17 protein-coding genes are annotated in these 22,168 nt (G+C 41.2%); 6 read left to right on the forward strand and 11 right to left on the reverse strand.

Annotated elements, in window-relative coordinates:
• Nucleotides 1–42 precede the first annotated feature (42 nt).
• From mukB to mukF, 3 genes are read right to left on the reverse strand one after another with little or no spacing between them, the layout of a single operon-like run.
• Nucleotides 43–4,554 (reverse strand): chromosome partition protein MukB, encoded by a 4,512-nt coding sequence (mukB, locus tag HBL79_RS05390; protein ID WP_035684617.1) that lies wholly within the window; start codon nucleotides 4,552–4,554, stop codon nucleotides 43–45.
• Complete coding sequence (mukE, locus tag HBL79_RS05395; RefSeq protein ID WP_035684615.1) at nucleotides 4,554–5,270, reverse strand: chromosome partition protein MukE; 717 nt, start codon at nucleotides 5,268–5,270, stop codon at nucleotides 4,554–4,556. Before mukE ends, mukB begins: the two co-directional genes overlap by 1 nt.
• A 21-nt stretch (nucleotides 5,271–5,291) precedes the next feature.
• Complete coding sequence (mukF, locus tag HBL79_RS05400) at nucleotides 5,292–6,617, reverse strand: chromosome partition protein MukF (RefSeq protein WP_035684613.1); 1,326 nt, start codon at nucleotides 6,615–6,617, stop codon at nucleotides 5,292–5,294.
• Nucleotides 6,618–6,860: 243 nt separating this feature from the next.
• Between mukF and ttcA the strand changes: the two genes are divergently transcribed.
• From ttcA to HBL79_RS05415, 3 genes are all read left to right on the forward strand, one after another.
• Nucleotides 6,861–7,811: a tRNA 2-thiocytidine(32) synthetase TtcA gene (gene ttcA, locus HBL79_RS05405; RefSeq protein ID WP_035684611.1), complete on the forward strand. Its 951-nt coding sequence runs from the start codon at nucleotides 6,861–6,863 to the stop codon at nucleotides 7,809–7,811.
• Nucleotides 7,812–8,062: 251 nt separating this feature from the next.
• The gene (locus HBL79_RS05410) at nucleotides 8,063–8,404 is read left to right on the forward strand and encodes a hypothetical protein (protein ID WP_046097398.1); all 342 of its coding nucleotides are present in this window, start codon (nucleotides 8,063–8,065) and stop codon (nucleotides 8,402–8,404) included.
• The gene (locus tag HBL79_RS05415) at nucleotides 8,380–9,999 is read left to right on the forward strand and encodes an autotransporter outer membrane beta-barrel domain-containing protein (RefSeq protein WP_046097399.1); all 1,620 of its coding nucleotides are present in this window, start codon (nucleotides 8,380–8,382) and stop codon (nucleotides 9,997–9,999) included. Before HBL79_RS05410 ends, HBL79_RS05415 begins: the two co-directional genes overlap by 25 nt.
• Before the next feature lie 161 nt (nucleotides 10,000–10,160).
• On the opposite strand, the gene HBL79_RS05420 is transcribed toward HBL79_RS05415, so the two are convergent.
• From HBL79_RS05420 to HBL79_RS05440, 5 genes are all read right to left on the reverse strand, one after another.
• Complete coding sequence (locus HBL79_RS05420; RefSeq protein ID WP_035684605.1) at nucleotides 10,161–10,664, reverse strand: NlpC/P60 family protein; 504 nt, start codon at nucleotides 10,662–10,664, stop codon at nucleotides 10,161–10,163.
• 72 nt (nucleotides 10,665–10,736) lie between these two features.
• Nucleotides 10,737–11,033, reverse strand: coding sequence for an integration host factor subunit alpha (locus HBL79_RS05425; RefSeq protein ID WP_035684604.1), 297 nt, complete (start codon nucleotides 11,031–11,033; stop codon nucleotides 10,737–10,739).
• Nucleotides 11,034–11,037: 4 nt separating this feature from the next.
• Nucleotides 11,038–13,425 carry a phenylalanine--tRNA ligase subunit beta gene (pheT, locus tag HBL79_RS05430; RefSeq protein ID WP_035684601.1) on the reverse strand — a complete coding sequence of 796 codons (2,388 nt, stop codon included), beginning with the start codon at nucleotides 13,423–13,425 and terminating at the stop codon, nucleotides 11,038–11,040.
• A gap of 42 nt (nucleotides 13,426–13,467) precedes the next feature.
• Nucleotides 13,468–14,457, reverse strand: coding sequence for a phenylalanine--tRNA ligase subunit alpha (gene pheS / locus HBL79_RS05435; RefSeq protein WP_035684599.1), 990 nt, complete (start codon nucleotides 14,455–14,457; stop codon nucleotides 13,468–13,470).
• Between the two features lie 84 nt (nucleotides 14,458–14,541).
• On the reverse strand, nucleotides 14,542–15,246 hold the full coding sequence (locus tag HBL79_RS05440; RefSeq protein ID WP_017806596.1) for a TIGR01621 family pseudouridine synthase: 705 nt from the start codon (nucleotides 15,244–15,246) through the stop codon (nucleotides 14,542–14,544).
• A gap of 24 nt (nucleotides 15,247–15,270) precedes the next feature.
• On the opposite strand from HBL79_RS05440, the gene cls reads away from it, so the two are divergent.
• Together cls and HBL79_RS05450 are read left to right on the forward strand one after the other, a co-directional pair.
• Nucleotides 15,271–16,734: a cardiolipin synthase gene (gene cls, locus HBL79_RS05445; RefSeq protein ID WP_035684597.1), complete on the forward strand. Its 1,464-nt coding sequence runs from the start codon at nucleotides 15,271–15,273 to the stop codon at nucleotides 16,732–16,734.
• A gap of 46 nt (nucleotides 16,735–16,780) precedes the next feature.
• Nucleotides 16,781–17,434, forward strand: a complete 654-nt coding sequence (locus HBL79_RS05450) for a histidine phosphatase family protein (RefSeq protein ID WP_035684595.1) — start codon at nucleotides 16,781–16,783, stop codon at nucleotides 17,432–17,434.
• Between the two features lie 30 nt (nucleotides 17,435–17,464).
• On the opposite strand, the gene purU is transcribed toward HBL79_RS05450, so the two are convergent.
• The 3 genes from purU to HBL79_RS05465 form a co-directional block, all read right to left on the reverse strand.
• Nucleotides 17,465–18,301 carry a formyltetrahydrofolate deformylase gene (gene purU, locus HBL79_RS05455; RefSeq protein WP_017806593.1) on the reverse strand — a complete coding sequence of 279 codons (837 nt, stop codon included), beginning with the start codon at nucleotides 18,299–18,301 and terminating at the stop codon, nucleotides 17,465–17,467.
• 179 nt (nucleotides 18,302–18,480) lie between these two features.
• Nucleotides 18,481–19,134, reverse strand: coding sequence for a dethiobiotin synthase (bioD, locus tag HBL79_RS05460; protein WP_233570687.1), 654 nt, complete (start codon nucleotides 19,132–19,134; stop codon nucleotides 18,481–18,483).
• Nucleotides 19,135–19,273: 139 nt separating this feature from the next.
• Nucleotides 19,274–20,497 carry an ROK family protein gene (locus HBL79_RS05465; RefSeq protein WP_035684593.1) on the reverse strand — a complete coding sequence of 408 codons (1,224 nt, stop codon included), beginning with the start codon at nucleotides 20,495–20,497 and terminating at the stop codon, nucleotides 19,274–19,276.
• A 191-nt stretch (nucleotides 20,498–20,688) separates the two neighbouring features.
• Here HBL79_RS05465 and asnS point away from each other — a divergent pair, with 191 nt between their 5' ends.
• Complete coding sequence (gene asnS, locus HBL79_RS05470) at nucleotides 20,689–22,092, forward strand: asparagine--tRNA ligase (protein WP_035684591.1); 1,404 nt, start codon at nucleotides 20,689–20,691, stop codon at nucleotides 22,090–22,092.
• Nucleotides 22,093–22,168: the final 76 nt, after the last annotated feature.

The raw sequence follows: 22,168 nt of genomic DNA on the forward strand, positions 1-22,168 counted from the left end.
CGGTCGAAAAATAAGAGATTTTTATACCGCACTTTGATTAAGTTAGGCGTTTACACCAAAGCCTCGCAAGCCGACAACGTGAACTTGCTCTTGGTTGCCTGAAATTTTCCGCACCAGTTTATAGGTTGTCCCTTTCTCTGGGCTGATATTTTCAGGGGCAGCAATGAGTAATTGCATATCCAAGCGAGAGCAAAGCTCAAATAAGGTGGAGATGGATTTGCCATCTAAACGTGCCGCTTCGTCAAGGAATAGCAAGCGACAAGGCACGATATCTTTACCACGAATACGGCGGCTTTCTTCTTCCCAACTTTGCACCACCATTAGCAAGATTGACATACCCGTACCGATGGCTTCCCCGGTGGATAATGCACCACTTTCCGCACGCAACCAACCGTCTGCACCACGGAATACTTCCACTTCAAGATCGAGGTAATTACGGTAGTCAAGCAACTCTTCGCCGATGGTTTGGGCGGTACGTTGCCCCATATCAATATGCGGATTTAATCGCTGATACAGCTTCGCAATGGCTTCCGAGAACGTAATGCGATTATCACTAAACAGATCTTGATATTCTTCTTGATGGCCCGACAAGGCATCAAGCAACATTGCGTGGGTATCGCGAATATTCACCACTAAACGCACGGATTTCACTTGTCCAAAGGCGATATTTTGCAGCCCTTGGTTCAGCATACGAATGCGATTTTGCTCACGTTGAATGGTTTTTCGCATAATATTCGCCACGCTTTCGGATCTGATCGCCAATTTTTTCTCGCGACTTATCAATTCTGCAGTTAAACGAGAAAGCTCAATTTCCATTTGCTCAATGGCATCAATCGGATCTTCTGTTTTGATGATGTCTTGGCGAATCCGCTCACGCAAATGCTGATACACCGCAATAAAGAACCGCACTTTATTTTCAGGCTTGCGATTGTCTTCCGATGAACGCAAGGCATCACGCAGATATTCATTATCCGCCACCGCGGTTCGCAATGCCCCAAGAGCTTTATCTGACATTGAACGCAATTCATCAGCAGAAAGATACGCCAATTCACGGCGGTTCAAGCGTTTTTCCACATCACTATTACGAGATAAACGCAACACTACGCACCAGCTTGCTTTCATTGCCACCACAAGCTCACGCTGTGTTTTGTAATCACGCTCCGCTTTGCGAATACGGCGGTTCAGATTTTCACTTTCACTTTCGATAAGCGTTAATTGTTTTTCTAAATAGCGGCGGCGGTTACGCACGGTTGAAAGCTGTTGCGAAAGCTCATCACGGCGGGCTTGAGCACGTTGCTCTGCCCCTTCATCAGCACGTACGCCAAGCTGACTGATTTCTTCCAACAGTTCATTAAGCACCTTATTTTTTTCTTCATAAGAGCTGCGTAATTCAATGTACACTTGGTTGTATTGAGCAAAACGAATTTGTTTTTGCCGCACTTGTTCACGCTGTTGTTCACGCTGTTGCTGTACTTGCTCTAAACGCTGACGCAACTGTTCGTTTAGCTCGGAGGTTTCTGATTGTACGCTGTCTTTATAATCAAAATGGGCTTTGCGTTGTGCCACATCTGCCAGGGCAAAAACTCGCATTTGCACTTGTTTTTGCTGAGTAACCGCGTGATCGTATTCCGCTTTTAACCGCTCATAATTTTCGGGATCGCTCTGTAAAGTATTGGCAATTGGCTCAAGCTGTGACAATGTAACGCCATATTGACGAATGAAATGTTCGTCTTGCTCCGCTAAATCCAACTGCTCACGACATTCTTCAATGCGATCGATTAAACTTTCATCATCAAGTAAATTTAATTGCGGAATGAGTTTATTGAGTAGCTGTAATTTTTCTTTTGCCCCGTCTAACTTAATACGAAGTTGTTGCTCGGTGCTGCTAAACTGCCCTAATTCCCGCTCAATTTCCGTTTGTTCACGGCGAATTTCTGCCATTAATTCTTCAGGATTTGGCTGGAACGCTAAAGCAAGATGTAAGCCCACAAACTGGCTGAAATGTTCGTGTAAACGCTGGCATTTTTGCACATCAAAAGCACATTCTGCGTATTGTTCTGAGATTTCATCACGCTCAATGTGTAATTGCTCAAGGCGTTTTTCCCGTGCGGCTCGCCCAAATAACGGAATTTCAGGGAATTTAGAATAGCGTAATTGACGATCGGAAACCTGAACCACTACGCCTAATTCTAATTCCTGTGCGGATAACACATTGTCATCAAAAGCACTTGGATCGCCCTCAATCAGATACAAATCATCAGGGCAATCATCAAGTTGAGCTAATTGGGCTTTCACCGCTTCCAGATCACGCACCACAATGGCGTGGCGAGCGGGGCCATATAATGCCGAGAAATAAGGTGCGTCATCAATCGGCACATCATCATAAAGCTCAGAAAGCAACACACCGCCAAACCGCTCAGCAAGCACATTCAAACGCGGATCTTCCGAGCCATCGGGCTGATTTAAACGCGAAATTTGCTCATCAAGTTGCTGGCGTTTTTGCTCAAGCTGATCCCGTTTAATCGTCAATTCACGCTCTTTTACTAACAGCGATTGCATAAAATTCATTACATCTTTGCTGTCTTCAAAGCGGGAATGGCTTTGCTCTTGCAAACGCTCTAAGGCAGATTGTGCGGTCAGCCACGCTGGAGCTTTAGTGGCATTCTCGTTATAACGGGCGTTTAATTGCTCGCGTTTTTGGCGTAATGTTGAACGCTGTTCAACTTGTTCAGACAATTCTTCATTGAGTTCTTCGACCAAATTTTCTTGCTCAGCGTAGTAGGCTTCAATGTCGTCCGCATTTTCCAGTTGCAATTCCGCACGTTGATTAAATTCTCTTAATAAACGCACCGCACTTTGTTGTTGTTGATAACGTTGCTCTAATTCGTGCAATTTGCTACGCAGTTGAGGCGTTTGCTGAGCTTGCACTTTTTGGCTTGGATATTCACGCAATAAGGCTTTCGCACTTTCCCACGCCGCCGAGCGAGGCATTTCACCTGCAATTTGACAAACCAGTTGATAGGCTTTGTCAAATTGCGATTTTGCCATTTCAGAGATAGACATTTTTTGTTCTAGCTCTAAGACCTTGTTGGTGAGTTCCTCTGCCTGTGCAGCAAATTCGGCGTGGTAATCTTCCACGTTTTTAGTGGAAAGATCCGCTAAACCGCAAAGGGTTTTCGCTTTTTCAAGAGCCTGAATGGCTTGTTGATATTGCAAACCGCGAGTTTGTTGGGCATCGAGGGCTTGTTGATAGTCCGCTAGTTGCCCACGCAGTTGATCCACTTCTTGCTCATACTGCTCTAATTGGGCTTGGCTTTCTTCCTGTTGTTCACTCGCCTCTTCCACAACAAATTTTTGTTCTTCTAATTTTTCGCGTAAACTTTCCACGTCCTCTTGATAACGGGAAATTTTTTCTTGATGACGTAGTGCATTTAACACTAAATTGAGATGATCCACCGCACTTTGGTGATCCACCTCTAAGGTTTGCTCATTGTCATTGAGTTCTGCCAATTCGCGGCTGAAATCCACTAAACGATGTTGTGATAAATCCCGTTCAGATTTGGCTAAATACCATTCTTTACGATGAGCCAATGCCGATTCCACATTGCCACGGCGTTCGTTGGCATTACGCATATAGTCCGATGCCACATAGTTTGTGGTTTCGGTGATGAGATGTTTAAACAAATCACGATCGGATTGGGTAACCTTAATGGCTTCAAGGGTCATTCGGTTCTCACGCAACGCACTTTCCATATCTTGGAAGGCTTTACGCACGCCCAAATTTTCGGGCAATAAGTAATCACGCAAAGAACGGGTGATCGCACTGGAAATCCCCCCGTAAAGGGAAGCTTCGATCAATTTATAAAACTTGCTTCGATCTGATGAAGAGCGTAATCGTTTCGGGATAATACCGAGATCAAACATCATTCCGTGATAATCGGTGATGGAATGATATTGCTTAAATTGCCCGCCTTCGGCTTCCATTTTCTCTTTTAATTCATTGAGCGTTAGCACGCGTGCTTGGCGTTCATTGACAGTTTCGGTAAACACGGCGGTTGGGGTAACAGACAGCGGTAAACCTTGAATAGAAAAGGTTTTAATGTCCACTTTTTTATCGCGTCCAGCCACTTGTTGCAGTCTTGCCCCCACTAAAACACGTTGATGACGTGAGTTCACCGCATCTAACACCGCATAACACACACCTGGTTTTAATTTCCCGTGTAGCCCTTTATCCCGCGAGCCTGAGGTCGCTCCCGCTTCGGTGGTGTTGCGGAAATGTAAAAGGGTTAAATCAGGAATCAGTGCAGTAACAAAACCTGCCATTGTGGTGGATTTCCCTGCCCCGTTTCCCCCTGATAAGGTGGTAACGAGTTCGTCTAAATCAAAAGTGCGGGCGAAAAAACCGTTCCAGTTAATCAGGGTAAGGGAGCGGAATTTTCCTCGTTCAACGCTTTGTGAGGTGGCGACAAGGCTTTCTTGTGCGTTTTCTACCTGTTCTGTTTCTTGATCGACAAGGGTTAAATCATCATTTTCTAATTCAAATTCCTTCGACATTATTCTTCCCCTTCTTCATCAATTTCTTCAAATTCGTCATTTTTTAGCACCGCACTTTTCTCTTCTTGTAAAGACTGTGGCGTTGCCGCTTCTCCCTCGCGGATCAAACGTAATTGGGCTTCCATTGGGTCATCACCTGCACGCACTTCTGCCCCAAAGCGAAACACCGCTTCAGAAATGACAAATTTACCGCTATGTTGTTCGCCCACAGTTGAAATCATACCCAAACGGCGTAAGCGATTTAATGCTGCACGCACTTTCTCGGCAAGTTTTTGCTTATCCAAATCTGATCCCGAAGAACGTTGATTAACCGCCTTGAGCAATTTGTTTTCATCGGCGAGATTTAACAATTCATCATACACTTCTTGCGTGCTGAAAATCCCTTGCTGAGCAAGGCGTTCAGGGCTTAAATACAAATAGCACAACACTTTCCCCACCAACATTTCTAATTCTGAAAGGACAGAACGTGCAATCAGCGTGGTCGCTTTGGGACGCAAATAAAAAAAGCCCTCAGGTGCACGAATTAATTCCACATTATAACGGCGGTAAAAATGATCCAGTTCGTGCTGAAAATCCATCAAAAAGGCGTGATTGTCTAATTGCTCCAGACTAATATGTCGCCCCGCACGCAACTGGCTATCCACCACAGGAAAAAGTGGATTAGCAATGGCTTGGGCTTGTTTTACGGAAAGTATCTCTTGTAATGGCTCTGTCATTGTTGGTTCTCTTAATTAGATTTAGTTATATTCGTCAATTTGATGGGCTTGCACTTCTGCCCCTTGTTGGTTAATGGCTTCCCATTGCGGATAAACCCCGCTTAAATCGCCACTTGCCATTCCCAATCGCACCGCTTGATCCACAATAATGCGAGCGACATCAAAATGACGGGCGAGCGGATAGTTTTCCAGTTGAGTTCTAAGCACCTCACTGAGATTAATCGGGCGACGGTTTTCACGATAAGCGATCAGCAAGTTTTGCATATGCTCGACAATTTGTTCGTGCAAATCGGCTAAACTTTCGTATTGCAATTCCTCAGGCAATTCCCCAAGGGCATCTTCTTCACGCAAGACTAATTCTTCATCACGCAAATCCACCAAACGTTCGGCTTGGGCTGTCCATAAATACCAAGGGCTATCAAAATAATGTTGAATAGATTGGCGTAAACGCTGAGAGAATACGCGGTTTTTATCCATATCAATGGCGGTACGAATAAACTTATGCACGTGGCGATCGTAGCCAATCCATAAATCAATGGATTGCTGCCCCCAGCTAATGATGCGGTCTAATTTGGCTTGTAAATCCGTAATCAGTTGATCGATAAAGGATAAATTTTCTTGACCGATCAGCGAATCTTGAATGCGTAATAATTGGGCTTGGAGCTTATCACCAGCAGAATTGAGCGTATCTTGCAACTCTCGTAAATTATTTGAGGTTTCATCAAGTAAACGTTCACAGCTTGAAATCGCCGCCTGCCAATCTTTGGTTAATAATTCAGCGATTTCTTCTTTAATGCTTTGCTGATTTTCATCCATAATTCGCTGAGAAAGATCGATACTGTCAAAAATCTCCGCCACCGAAAATTTCAACGGAGCAAACACATTACGCCGCCAATGATGTTCATCGCCACCTTGCTCGGCTGCCTCTGAAGCACTTTGGATTTCATCAGCCACAATGGCTAACTGCACAGAAAGGCGTAAGGCAGAAAATTCACGCTGACGGATATAATAATCGGATACCCCAACCCCAAGCGGCGTTAAACGGTAAATCGCTAGCCCCTCAGTAAATTCACTGCTAAAACGGTTAAGAAAACGCTGTTTCACCAATTCATTAATGGCATTGTTGGCTTTGGTGGCGATATTGTCTGAAGATTGCTCAAAGGCTGAGGCGATATGACGAAAAATATCCACTAAATCCGTTTCGAGCATTTCGCCATCTAAGCGTTCATTATTATAAATCGCGATGGCAAGCAAAAAGGCTAAACGCTCTGTAGGCAGGCTGAGAGAAAACTCCCGCTCCCTCGCCCAAGAAACCAATTCAGGGATTGTTTGTGATGTTTCAAGCATTGTGTTTTCTCACAAGCAAATAAAAATTAGACAAAAATTGGCTTGATTATACAGGATTTTTTCCCGATCTTGTAGATCGTTTTTTTTGCCCCATTTTTTATGCTGTGGAAAACCAAAGTGCGGTCTAAATTTACTACGTTTTTTACGCTTCCCTTTAAAACCCGCATAATGCCTATTGGAAAAAATCCGATTACCCCTTACTATACGCAGGTTTTTCTAATTAATATGATGAAATAGTAAAAAATGAGCGAAAATTTAGCTTCTCAGCAAGAGAAAACCAAAAAACAAATCTATAATTTCAACAAGTTACAAAAACGCTTACGCCGTAACGTGGGCGAGGCAATCGCCGATTTCAATATGATTGAAGATGGCGATAAAGTAATGGTGTGTCTATCTGGCGGTAAAGATAGCTATACGTTACTGGATATTTTGCTTAATTTACGCCTTAACGCCCCAATTCATTTTGATATTGTGGCAGTGAATTTAGATCAAAAACAACCAGGCTTTCCCGAACAGGTTTTACCTGAATATTTAGCCAGTATCGGCGTAGATTATAAAATCGTCGAGGAAAATACCTATGGGATTGTAAAAGAAAAAATCCCAGAGGGAAAAACCACCTGCTCCCTTTGCTCACGGCTAAGACGTGGAATTTTATACCGCACAGCCACAGAACTTGGCGCAACCAAAATCGCCCTTGGGCATCATCGTGATGATATGTTGGAAACCTTATTTTTAAATATGTTCTACGGCGGCAAGCTGAAATCAATGCCACCCAAATTAATCAGTGATGACGGCAAGCAAATTGTGATCCGCCCTTTGGCATATTGCAAAGAAAAAGACATTGAAAAATATGCCATTGCGAAACAATTCCCGATTATTCCTTGTAATCTCTGTGGCTCACAACCCAATTTACAACGCCAAGTGGTGAAAGAAATGTTGCAAAAATGGGATCGCCAATACCCAGGGCGTATCGAAACAATGTTCAGTGCAATGCAAAATATTGTCCCATCCCATTTATGCGATAAAAATTTGTTTAATTTCAAAGATCTTCAACGCGGGCAAACCTTAGAAGGCATTGAAGGCGATATTGCTTTCGATAAACAAGATCTGCCTACTACCCCATTATTTCAAGATGAAGACGCACAAACCGATTTCACCCAAAATGAAATGATTGCGTTTAGGGAAGTGGGTTAGATAAAAAGCTGAATAAAAGAATAGAAAAATAAAGTGCGGTGAAAAAATCAAAAATTTTCCACCGCACTTTTTATTTATATAAAAGTCTACTTTTATCTCTTCTATATTTTTCTTTTTATCATTACCTTGATTAAAAATACCATCCTAAAGAGGTATTTTTATACTTGATTATTTATGTTGGGGGGGGTAGAATACCTGAGTATTTTGACTATTAAATATCTAAATCTATCAAAGACAATAAGGGGACTCTAATGTGCTTTAAGAAATCAGCAATTGCATTATGCTGTGCTTTAACAATCAGCCAACTAACAATGGCACAAGGTAACGATAATGTCGCCATACCAAGTGGAAATACTGATTATTATAACGGTCAATTTAACGCTTGGTATTTAAATGGCGGAAATTTAAAATTAGACGGAACTTCCGCCCCCAAAAATTGGACGGCGAGTGTTACATCTTATACAGGAAATAATAGTGTTGATATTAAAGGAAAACAAGCAAAATGGAATTCCTTTGTTCGACTAGCTAATCAATCCAATTTAACCGTTAATTTAACTGAGAACGCACTTTGGGAACGTTATCTGGTAATTTAACTGTGAATGTGTTAGACGGAGCAAAATTGTATATATGGCAAACCAGTTTTTCCCGTTCTGGAGAAGAAGCATTCAAGAAAATTATCGATAGTATAGATTATCAAAACTCTCGATTATTTATTTTAGCTGCCAAAGAAAATGAATATTTGATTTCTCTGCTCGGCGGAAATGGCTCAGGTGATTTAATTTCTAAATTAAAGCAAGGTACTGCAACTGAAGGGGAATGGACACAATTTAAAAATGCATTAAAAAATAAAACGAGTTCTTTATTTTCATCCTCAGGAAACAAAATTATGCTTAGCTCTACCGCAAGTATAATAAATTTACGAAATGGAGGAATACTCGATTTTAATCATAGCAATAATCCCAATGGTAAGAATGGATTAGTTGTAGATAAATTTACCTCTGATGATGGTGTAATTATTTTAAACTCGGATACAAATGATCAATATTTTCAAATCGCCACTTCGGCAAGTGGTAATGTTCTTTTACAAGATGAAGGTCAGGCTAATGCCCGAGGACTTTACGGAAGCGAACCACTCATTTATTATCTAGGGGCAGATACACCGAGTCTAACTGTAAATGACAATAAACCTATTATGGAAAAAGGTTTATATACTTATAGAGTGAAATATTATTCAAAAGAGGAACTTGGAAAAGAATATGGAGGGTATTACTATGTTCCTGTACGTTTATCCAATACAGCATATGCTGCAAATTCTTTATCTAATACTAGTTATGCAACAATGAGTTTATATTATAACCAAGATAGACCCCAAGAATTTCGAACTAATCAATATAATCAAAACAGTCTCTATTTCAAACCTATCCATCAATCACAACGTTTAAACTCATCATATAATACTACTCTTCGTATAGAAGATAATGGATTTATCTTTGGAGCTGATAAATTATTCATTAAGGAAAATAAAAAATTTCTCATCGGTGCCTCTATTCTATTAGCTGATAGTAAACTCAAAGATGGTTTAAATGAAGGAAAGATGCAATCTTATGGTGCAAAAGTTTATGCCTCTCAAATCTTATCTAACGGTATATTTATAGATGCTCAAGGATGGTTAAACTTCTCAAGAAAAAAAATGGATATTAGTTCATTCAATAGCGAACAGGTATTTGAAGGTAAATATCATACCTTTGGTACAGGCATAGAAAGTAAAATCGGTTATCACTATACCAATGCAACACTATTTATAATGCCGTATTCAGGAGTTCGTGCATACAAAGAAAATTCAGCTACTTACAATTTAGGTAGGACACGAATTAAACATAAAGGAATAACTTATGCGGATGTCCATATCGGCTCTCGATTAGGATTACATATAGATAATAAAGGAAAATCTACTACATTTAAACCTTATATTGATGTTTCATATCGCTGGGATATCAAAAATAGCAATCGAATTGAAATTGATGAAAATACATTGGATGCACATATCAGTGGTTCGGCACGTTATATTGGCTTAGGAGCTGAATTTGATCTTGCCAAAAAACAATCCATTTCTACCTATATAGGGCATCAAAAAGGAAAAAATATTGAAAACGTAGTAGCTCAATTAATGTTTAACTATGTTTGGTAACTAAAAATAAAAGTGGACATTATGTCCACTTTTATAACTGAATCACTTCAAAATAAAATTTTAGAATCCGAAGATAATGAAAATAGAACTTTGATATAAAATAATTCAGAACTATTCTATTTTATAATTATTACACCATACTTTTATTTAGCATACTATTTTCATATACGGCGAGCCTGCCAGTAAGTTTTTGTCCAATACGGGCTGTTTAGGGAAGAATAAATCACGCCACCTTTGGTTGAGGCGTGGAGGAATTGGCCATCTTTCACATAAATCCCAACGTGGTAGCCATTTGGCCCGCGTCCTGTTTTGAAGAACACAAGATCGCCTGTTTGAATATCCTTTTTAGCCACTTTTACGCCTTGTTGAACCTGCTCTTTTGTAGTGCGAGGTAAATGAATATTAAAACGCTCAAGAAAGGTTTTTTGCACGAAAGCTGAACAATCAATCCCTCTGCGACTTTGTCCACCTAAGCGATAAGGCGTGCCTCGCCATTCTCGTTGCTGTTCGCTTAATAGCGTAATTGCCATAATTTGATCATCAAGCTTGCCTTGATAATTAATGCCTCGACTTGAACTTGTTGAAACTGAATGAGGTGATGATCCAGAACAAGCGGCCAAAACGCTTATTCCAAGCGTCATCAATATCACTTTTGCTAAACGCATTGATTACCTATAAAAATGAAATAGGGGAAAAAGCTATCCAATGTAGGATAGCTTTAGAAAAATAGAATAATCTTAGCCTTTTGGCTGTGATTTTTCTACACGAGAACGCAATTTCTGACCGGGTTTGAACACCACAACACGGCGTGCTGAAACGGGAACGCTTTCCCCTGTTTTGGGGTTACGCCCAGGGCGAGAAGCCTTATCACGCAATTCAAAATTACCAAACCCTGATAATTTTACCTCTTGCCCGTTTTCCAGTGCGACACGAATTTCTTCAAAAAAACTTTCCACCAAGGCTTTGGCATCACGTTTATTTAAATTGTGCTTTTCAATTAAGCTGTCTGCTAGTTCAACTTTGGTCAATGTCATAATTTTAATCTCTCAAATAAGCATCAAAGCGTTGTTTTAATGCGTCTAACACGGCAGAAATCACCGCATTAATCTCTTTTTCTTCAAGGGTTTTTTCGGTATCTTGAATAGTTAAGCTAATAGCCAAACTTTTCTTACCAGCAGGTAAATTCGCCCCTTGATACACGTCAAACAAGCTCACATTTACGAGCTGTTTTCCACCTGCTTGGCGACAAACTTCTAGCACATCACCCGCTGGCGTTGCACTATCCACGACGATAGCAAGATCCCGTTTGTTCGCTGGGAAACGAGAAATCTCTTTGGCATTAGGCACAGTGCGTTCTGCAATTGGCGCCCATTCAATTTCAAAGACAATCGGTTTACCCGATAAGCCTAATTGTTGCACCACTTTCGGGTGAACCGTACCGATATAGCCGATTTCTTTATCATCAAGGATAATGGCAGCAGATTGCCCAGGATGTAACGCTGGGTATGATTTTGCAACAAAACGCAAACGATTTCCAGCTTTTGTTAAGGATAAAATTCGCTCTAAATCCCCTTTAAGATCAAAGAAATCAACGTTTTCCCCTTTTTGTTCCCAATGAACAGGGCGTTTATCCCCCACAATCGCTGCACCAATAACATATTCTTGACGAACGCCACTTTCCGCTTCCGCATCAGGAATAAAGCGTAATCCGCTTTCAAAGATACGCACGCGACTTTGCTGACGGTTTTGGTTATAGGCAATCGTGGTTAATAAACCTGGGAGCAAGGAAACACGCATTGCTGACATTTCACGCGAAATCGGATTTGGTAAAATTAACGCTTCTTGCTCTGGGTGTAAAAGTTGTTGCACTTCAGGATCAACAAAGCTATAAGACACCACTTCTTGATAATCACTATCCACAAAAGCGGTACGCACACGCGCCATTTCAAGCAGACGTTCAGGGATTGGCTTCATTTGTAAATGGGCTAATGGTGCATTATTTGGAATGTTGTTGTAACCATAAATGCGTGCCACTTCTTCGATTAAGTCTTCTTCAATTTCAATATCAAAACGCCAGCTTGGCGAAATCGCCGTCCAAAGCCCGTTGTCATAACTCACGGTTAAGCCTAAGCGTTGCAAAATGTCTGTAACGGTTTCCGTTGGGATATGATGGCCGAGTAAATGATCCAATTTCTCACGGCGTAATTGCACTTGTTTCACTTTTGGTAAATCAGCTTCGCTGACCACTTCGCAAATTTCACCGGCTTCCCCACCGCAAATTTCTAACAATAACGCGGTTGCGCGTTCCATTGCTTTATGCTGAAGATTAAAATCCACACCTCTCTCAAAACGGTGTGAGGCATCGGTATGCAAGCCGTATTGTCTGGCTCGTCCTGTAATGGCTAATGGAGCAAAAAATGCCGCTTCAAGAATGACATCTTTGGTTTCGGCGTTTACACCACTTGCTTCACCGCCGAAAATACCTGCCATTGCTAATGGCCCATTTTGATCCGCAATGACAAGGGTGTTTGGTTGTAATTTAGCCGTTGTGCCGTCTAATAACACCAGCTCTTCGCCCTCTTTCGCCATACGCACTTGCACAGGTTGCGCCACTTTGGCGGCATCAAAAGCGTGCATTGGCTGACCGAGTTCAAGTAAAATATAGTTAGTAATATCCACTACAGGATCGATAGAGCGGATACCGCAACGGCGTAATTTTTCTTTTAGCCAAATCGGGGTTTCCGCTTTTACGTTCACATTTTTAACCACACGCAATAAATAACGAGGGCAAGCTTCAGGGGCTAATACCTCAATTTGTACTTTGTCCGCAATGGTCGCAGGCACGCTTTCAATCACAGGGGCATTCACTGCCGCTTGATTTACCACGCCCACTTCACGCGCAATCCCCGCAATGCTTAAACAGTCCGCACGATTTGGCGTTAAACTGATTTCAATGCTGTTATCATTTAATTGCAAATATTCACGCAAATCTGTTCCCACTGGTGCGTCAGCAGGCAATTCAATAATGCCGTTGTGATCGTCAGAAATCCCTAGTTCGCTAAATGAACACAGCATTCCTTCAGAGGGTTGCCCACGCAATTTGGTTTTCTTAATTTTAAAATCACCCGGTAGCACTGCCCCTTCTACCGCACAAGCCACTTTTAAGCCTTGACGGCAATTTGGTGCACCGCAGACGATGTCTAACAAACGATCACCGCCTACATTCACTTTGGTTACGCGTAATTTATCTGCGTCGGGGTGTTGAGCGCATTCCACCACTTCACCCACCACAACACCTGAAAATGCTCCAGCCACTGGCTCAACGCCATCAACTTCCAAGCCGAGCATAGTAATTTGATCACATAATTGTTCAGTGCTAATGGCAGGATTTACCCATTCACGCACCCATAATTCACTAAATTTCATATTCTTTCTCTATCGTAAATTTTATTCGGTCAATCAGATTAATTATTTAAATTGTTTTAAGAAACGCAGATCGTTTTCAAAGAATGAACGCAAATCTGTTACATTGTAACGAAGCATTGTTAAACGCTCTACGCCCATACCCACCGCAAAGCCAGAATATTCTTCAGGATCAATCCCCACATTGCGTAACACATTAGGGTGAACCATTCCACAACCTAACACTTCAAGCCATTTGCCATTTTTCCCCATTACATCAACCTCAGCGGAAGGCTCGGTAAATGGGAAATAAGATGGGCGGAAACGCACTTTTAAATCTTCTTCAAAGAATGTACGCAAGAAATCGTGTAACAGACCTTTTAATTCGGTGAAATTGGCGTGCTTATCCACATAAAGTAATTCAATTTGGTGGAACATTGGGGTGTGGGTTTGGTCGTAATCATTACGATAAACACGCCCTGGCGCGATAATACGGATAGGTGGTTTGGCTTTTTCCATTGTACGAATTTGCACCCCAGAGGTTTGGGTACGCAATAAACGCTGTGCATCAAACCAGAAAGTATCGTGATCGGCTCGTGCGGGGTGATGAGCGGGGATATTTAACGCATCAAAATTGTAATAATCCGTTTCAATTTCAGGCCCCACTTCCACCGTGAAACCTAAATTAGAGAAAAAGCTCACCACACGCCCAATGGTTACAGAAACAGGGTGCAAGCCACCAAGTTCCGTTTTACGCCCCGGCAAGCTCACGTCAATACTTTCTTTGGCAAGCTGAGCATTTAAGGCTTCTTGCTCCCACTCAGCCTTTTTGCTGTTTAATAAGTCTAAAACTTTCTGTTTTGCCTCATTAATTTTCGCTCCCATTGCAGGACGTTCTTCGGCGGCAATATCACGCAACCCTTGCATTAATTGGGTAAAATGCCCTTTTTTACCAAAATATTCTACGCGAATCGCATCTAGGGTTTCGAGGCTTTTATCGTGCAATTTCTCAATCGCGTCTTTTGCCTGTTCTGTAATGTCTTTAAGGTGTTGCATACCTATCCTCTATGAGTAAATAAATCTGATAAGAGTTGAAAAAATGCCTTAATAATAATACTAACGCCTTAAAAAATCACGTTTTTATTCTGGTTTTTCGCAATTATTCTCCGCCGCCCATTGGGCGATTTTTTCTGCTAAACCAAGTGCGGTGAAAAATTCCCCTGTTTTGGGTAAGGTTTTGACGCAAATTTGTTGCTGTTGGTAAGCAAATCGCAGTTGATAGCAATGCAAATAAGTGCGGTCAGATTTTTGCTTATTTCCGCCATAAAGCACATCGCCTAAAATAGGGCTACCGAGGCTTTTCATCGCAACGCGTAATTGATGGGTTTTGCCTGTTTTGGGAAAGAGAAAAAACAGCCGTACAGGGGCGTCAAGGCTCACAGAATAAAACCTTGTTATCGCAGGGTTTTCCTTAGTTTGGCAGAGTTTCCAACTGCCGTTGCGGGATTTTTTCATATCCCCCACGATTCGCCCTTGCTTTTTCTTCGGCTTCTCAGCGGATAAGGCAAGGTAGGTTTTTTCGATTAAATGATCAGCAAATAAACGCGACAGTTCTGCCGCCGCTTGGGCATTCAAGGCGAGGATCAATAGCCCCGACGTTACTTTGTCGAGGCGATGAACCAGCCACACTTGAGGCACATTTAATTGTTGCGCCACTAGGCTGGTTAGACCAACGGCTTGATCATCTTTATGCACAGAAATCCCACAAGGCTTGTGAATAATGATAAAATCCGCGTGCCGAAACACAATGTCGAAAATAGGTGTTGTGATAGGTGTCGTAGTCATTAATAAAAGTGCGGTTAAAAATCAATGAGTTTTTCTTTTGAACAAATTATAGCATATCTGCTGCCTGTCCTAATTTGGATTTTAACGATCTCCATTACAATGCGTTTAGTGATCAAGAAACAATCGGTTTCCGCGATGCTGTCGTGGTTGATGATCATCTATTTAGTGCCAGTGGTGGGAATCCTCGCCTATTTAATTTTTGGCGAAGTGAGATTGGGAACAAAGCGTGCGAACACGTTCCGCCGCCTTGCTCCGAAATTCAATCAATGGTTTGGTAGCTTCTCCCAATGCCCGCAGTTGATTAATCATCATAATACCCTGCTCTATCGCCCGATATTTGATCTAGCGAAAAGCCGTTTGAATATCCCTTGTGTGCTGGGTAATGAACTGCATATTTTAGATACCCCTGAGAGCATTATAAAAAGCATTATTCAAGACATTCACCAAGCTAAACATAGCATTAATATGGTGTTCTATATTTGGTGGAATGGTGGCTTAGTGCAAGAGGTGCAAACCGCGCTCATCGCCGCCCAACAACGCGGAGTAAAAGTGCGGTTATTACTGGATAGTGTTGGCAGCCGCCAATTTTTCAAAAGCCAAAATTATCGTCAAATGAAAGAGGCGGGCATTGAGATCACCGAAGCGCTACATGTTAATTTACTGCGTATGTTTTTTAGCCGTATTGATTTACGCCAACACCGCAAAATTATTGTGATCGATAATCAAATTGCTTACACGGGCAGTATGAATATGGTTGATCCCAAATACTTCAAACAAAACAGCCACGTTGGTGAATGGGTGGACATTATGGTTCGCATTAACGGGGCGGTGTCTGCGGTGTTAAACGGGCTATATGCGTGGGATTGGCAAATTGAAACGGACAAAGAAATCCCATTGCAATTGACAGATTGCCCTTTGCTACCTATTGATCAAAATAACTCGCACGCGGTGCAAATTCTTGCCACAGGGCCGGGCTTTCCTGATGATTTAATGGCGCAATCCCTTTCTATTGCGATTTTTTCCGCACGGAAAAGTATCACCATTACCTCGCCCTATTTCGTGCCAAGCCACAGCATCGCCGAAGCCTTACGCATTGCCGCGTTGCGTGGTGTTGAGGTAATCCTCATTCTGCCGAAGAAAAATGATTCCTTAATGGTGAGCTGGGCGAGCCGTACTTTCTTTGAAGACTTGCTTGCTGCGGGGGTAAAAATTTATCAATTTGAGCAAGGCTTGTTGCATACTAAAAGTGTGTTAATTGATAACCGCCTCGCCTTAGTTGGCACGGTGAATATGGATATGCGGAGTTTTATGTTGAACTTTGAAGTAACAATGGTGGTGGAAGACGTGGCATTCGCCAATGAAGTGACGTTGTTACAAGAAAGCTATCGCCAGCACGCCTCACTTTTAGGCTATGAAGATTGGGTGAAACGCCCCGTGTATCAACGCGTGATTGAACGTTTATTTTTCTTATTCAGCCCGCTGTTATAAAGTGCGGTATGAATTTTACCTATTTTTTACACTGATTGAGGAAGCAATGAAAAAACAACTTCGCTTTTATTTTGTTCGGCACGGACGCACGGAATGGAATGAAAAGGGCTTATTACAAGGTCAAGGGGATTCGCCATTAACGGCGGAAGGCATAGAAGGTGCGATCAAAACAGGTAAATACTTAGCTGATGTGCCTTTCGTCGCCGCCTATTCCAGTGTGCTAAAACGGGCAATGGATACCACGCAATACATTCTTGGTGAGCGAAATATTCCTTTCTTTCAGCACAAAGGCTTAAACGAACATTTTTTCGGTGCTTGGGAGGGCGTGTTGGTGGACAGCATTCGTCATAGCGAAGAATACCAACAAATGACGCAATCCCCAGCTAACTATCAAGCCAAAAGCAACGGCGGCGAAACCTTTGCAGAGCTGGCAGAACGGGCAATGCAGGCGATTTATGACATTATTCAAGTTCATGACAAGGGGAATATTTTGGTGGTTTCTCACGGGCATACCCTACACCTACTTCTCGCTTTACTAGACGGCTCAAGTTGGCAAACCCATCGTGAAAATCCCCGTGTTACACGCCTTGCTAATACCTCAATCAGCATTGTCCGCTATGAACAACCTGAAAACGAAACACTGGGACGGTTTAGTTTAGAGGTGGTGAATGGGACGGAGCATTTGAATTACATCGCATAAAAAAGCGGCAATTTCGCCGCTTTTATAGGGTTAAAGAATAATCGTTTTATTTTTATACACAAAAACGCGATCTTGCAAGACTAAGTCTAACGCTCTGGTTAAAACAGTTTTTTCAACATCTCGCCCGGCTTTCATCATCGCTTCTGCACTATAGGTATGATCAACATTAATGACGTTTTGCATAATAATTGGACCTTCATCAAGCTCATTATTAATAAAATGTGCTGTCGCCCCAATAATTTTAACGCCTCGCTCGTAGGCTTGTTGATAGGGTTTTGCCCCAATAAAAGCAGGCAAAAATGAATGGTGAATATTTATCACACGATTAGGATAACGAGCCACAAATTCAGGATTTAATACCCGCATATATTTGGCTAATACGATATAATCTGGGCTGTATTCATCAATTTTTTCAGCCAATAATTTATCGTGCTCAACACGGCTCAACCCTAAATGACTTACGCAATGGAAAGGAATATCAAAACGCTCAACTAAGCCCCTTAAATTGTCGTGGTTACCAATCACCGCCGCAATTTCAACATCTAACCCGCCGTAAGAGGTTTTCATCAGAATATCACCTAGGCAATGGGCTTCTTTGGTAACTAAAATCACTATTCTTTTGCGTTTTGCACTGATTAATTGATTATGCGTTCCCATCGGCAAACTAAGACGGAGATCTTCCAGCAAGGTATTCTCATTAAAAATGCCCTCAAGTTCGGTACGCATAAAAAAATGTTTTGTGTCAAAATCCACAAATTCGTTATTGTGAATAATATTCAGTTGATGTTTATAACAAATGTTGGTGATCTTTGCGATAAGCCCTTTATCATCAGGACAATGAGTAAGAAGAATTTTATTTTCTAGCATAATATTGTGTTTGAGTTAAAAACCTATGAATACAAGCAATGCAATAAACGATTACAATGCCACTAATTATTAAAAATTTAGCCATTACCAAAGTAATCAACTAAATCTTATCTTGTTTAAATCTCATACATAATATAAATAATACTAGGTAACATCAAGAATTTTGCTACCCAAATAGCTTATTTCACCAATGTTGTTTGCATATAAGTTAAACGCTCAAGGTTCGTAATATAATGCCCTAATTCTTGCTCTTCTGGCTTATGGACATAGGGGATCTGCCCAAGCAGAGGGGCTTCAATTTTTTCACTAAGCATAGCGATAATCTCGGCATAATGTGCTAATCCTGGGTTAATTCGATTAGCAATCCAGCCTAATAAAGACAAGCCCGATTGTTCAATGGATTGAGCTGTTAGCAGTGCGTGATTAATACACCCCTCCTTAATTCCCACAACAAGCACAACAGGCATTTTATGAGAAACAGCCCAGCTTGCAAAACTATATTCTTGGTTCATTGGCGTAAGCCAACCAAAAGCCCCTTCAACCAATACTGATTGGAAGCGCTGACTTAACGCCATAAGATCATAATTAATTTTTGCAATATCAATACGCTGCCCTTCTTCACTTAACATAGGCAGCTTATGAGAAAAACTATAACTGTTTACATCTTGATAGGTAACGCTTTCCTTTGTTGCACTCATTAATGTTAAGACATCAGAATTATTCTCTAAACCATAATCACTTTCAGTTAAATTAGGGGCTTCTTGATACCCCCAATCTTCTTGACGACAAGCGATAGGCTTATAACCTACAATTTGAATTCCTTCATTTTGCAATGCCTAAATAATCGCTCGGCTTGCTACTGTTTTACCGACATTCGTATCTGTCCCCGTGACAAAAAAACAGCTCATAATATCTTTCCTTATAATCCAGTTTTATGGAATTTTAAAAGAATTTACATCACAAAATATTGAGCTAACACAATTTTTCTTTATTTTTCAATAAATCACCAATCAAGCTCCCCTCATAAATGCCTTGCTTTATTGCTGCCGTTAATACTTCAGGACTATTCCATTTATAACGACTAATCACCACATCAACATCACAGTGGTAGAATGCTAAACGCTGGCTTAAATAAGGTAAAAAAATATCTTTAGCTGCTAATAAATAAGTATTTAACATTACTTTTTTAGAGGCGAACATATTGACCAAACAGCTCAAATGGTACGCAGTTACATCGGCAATATGATGAATAATTTCAATGGCTTTAGGATCTTTATGCTGTGCTTTCTTACATAAAAAATGGATTTTTTCAATGCTATTTTCTTGTTGATGATTAGGGTAAGCCAAATCAATGAATTGATAAATCGCTTTATGTGTAAGCTGATTAATAATTTGGTAACGCTCTATTTCAGGTAATGAATGCCCGATTTGAGATTGCATAGAATGTAAGTGCGGTGTAATAAGTTTATCGATTTTCATTATAGGATGTTTGTTACAACGTAATACATCGCCTTGTGATAGCACACTTAAATTCACCCGCTCATCGAGTTGTAAAAACAAAACGTTATCACAGCCAATAACACTGCCTACTGAGCTTTCTGCAAATAACCAAGTTTGAAAATAATCTGTCACCATAATAGGCATTCTAAAATAGGGATTAAATAACGCTTTTAAATCAAGTGTTAGCTGGCGATTTCCTAATTGATAAACATAATGTTGCTTTTCATCTAATATTCCAGTTACAGCGATTGAAAAGGTAATAATTTTATTAGGGTCAAGTTTCGTTTCTTGGAGAAAAATCTCTAGGTACTCAATCAAAATAGACCCAAGCTGTGCAAACTCCTCTGTGCGTAATGGAAAGGAACGCTCAGCAATGGGCGTACCATTTAGTTCACATAAAAAAATATCAAATCGATTCTCGCTTAATACTGCACATAGAGATTGCCAATAAAAAGGCGAAACACATAATCCAATCGCAGGGCGACCGCGATATTCTGTATTTCGCACAGCTTTTTCAATAATCAATCGCTCATTAATTAATTGCCTTGTTAAAGTTGTAATTGTTGCTGGAGCAAGGCGAGAAAGTTTTGAAAGATCCATACGAGAAATTTCTTCAAACTGCTCAATCAGGCGATAAATCCGTCCTAATTGCTGTAATTTTAATAAAAATTTATTCTGTTTTCTTTCCTTAAGCATAATCCCCAACCATTAATTAAATTTTTAAATAAAATTCTTTCTTTTATATCAGCTTCCTACCTAAAAACAAGTGCATTAATACAATTTTGCGGAAAAGCTCACAAAAACAAATCCTTAATACACTTTGGAAAATCTTTTCACTTGCGGTAAACTAAGCAAGTTTTTACGCTAATTTTTTGATTGAGGTTTATATGACACAAATTGCCCCTATCGTAGATGTATTACAAGGCAAAATTCAAATCGGTGATCAAGTTACCGTTCGCGGTTGGGTGCGTACTCGCCGTGATTCCAAAGCAGGTCTTTCTTTCGTGGCTGTTTATGACGGCTCTTGCTTTGACCCAATCCAAGTGATCGTCAATAGCGACATTGCCAATTATCAAAATGAAATCCTACGCCTCACTACTGGCTGTTCCGTGATTGTAACAGGAAAGGTGGTGGAATCCCCTGCCCAAGGGCAAGCGGTGGAATTGCAGGCGGAAAACGTGGAAGTAACAGGCTGGGTGGAAGATCCCGACACTTACCCAATGGCAGCCAAACGCCATAGCATCGAATATTTGCGTGAAGTGGCACATTTACGCCCGCGTACCAACATTATCGGTGCAGTAGCGCGTGTACGCCATTGCTTAGCCCAAGCAATTCACCGTTTCTTCCACGAACAAGGCTTCTACTGGGTGGCTACCCCACTTATCACCGCTTCTGACACAGAAGGTGCGGGCGAAATGTTCCGTGTTTCCACCCTTGACTTAGAAAACCTGCCACGCACAGAACAAGGTGCGGTGGATTTTTCGCAAGATTTCTTCGGAAAAGAAGCGTTTTTAACCGTATCTGGTCAGCTAAACGGTGAAACTTACGCTTGTGCATTAAGTAAAATTTATACTTTTGGCCCAACATTCCGTGCAGAAAATTCAAACACCACTCGCCACTTAGCAGAATTCTGGATGGTTGAACCAGAAATGGCGTTTGCCGATCTCAACGATAACGCAAAACTTGCAGAAGATATGCTTAAATATGTGTTCCGTGCAGTATTAGATGAACGTAAAGATGACTTAAAATTCTTTGAAAAACACGTTGATAAGGACGTTATCAGCCGTTTAGAAAACTTCATTAATTCTGATTTTGCACAAATTGACTACACGGATGCCATTGAAATTTTACTGAAATCAGGCAAAAATTTTGAATTTCCTGTGTCTTGGGGCATTGATTTATCCTCCGAACACGAACGCTATTTGGCGGAAGAATATTTCAAATCGCCAGTGGTGGTGAAAAATTATCCGAAAGACATCAAAGCCTTCTATATGCGTTTAAATGACGATGGCAAAACCGTTGCAGCAATGGACGTTCTCGCTCCTGGAATTGGTGAAATCATCGGTGGTTCGCAACGTGAAGAGCGTTTAGAGGTGCTGGATAAACGTATGCTTGAAATGGGCTTAAACCCTGAAGATTACTGGTGGTATCGCGATCTCCGCCGTTACGGCACTGTACCACACTCAGGCTTTGGCTTAGGCTTTGAACGCTTGATTGTTTATGTAACAGGTGTACAAAATATCCGCGATGTGATCCCATTCCCTCGTGCCCCGAGAAATGCGAATTTCTAATTGCTTGTAAATAAGCAAAAATAAAAGTGCGGTCATAAAAAACATCAAATTTTTAGACCGCACTTTTTCATTGATA

The sequence above is a fragment of the Avibacterium paragallinarum genome (assembly GCF_011765605.1).
In the GTDB taxonomy this organism is placed as follows: Bacteria; Pseudomonadota; Gammaproteobacteria; order Enterobacterales; family Pasteurellaceae; genus Avibacterium; species Avibacterium paragallinarum.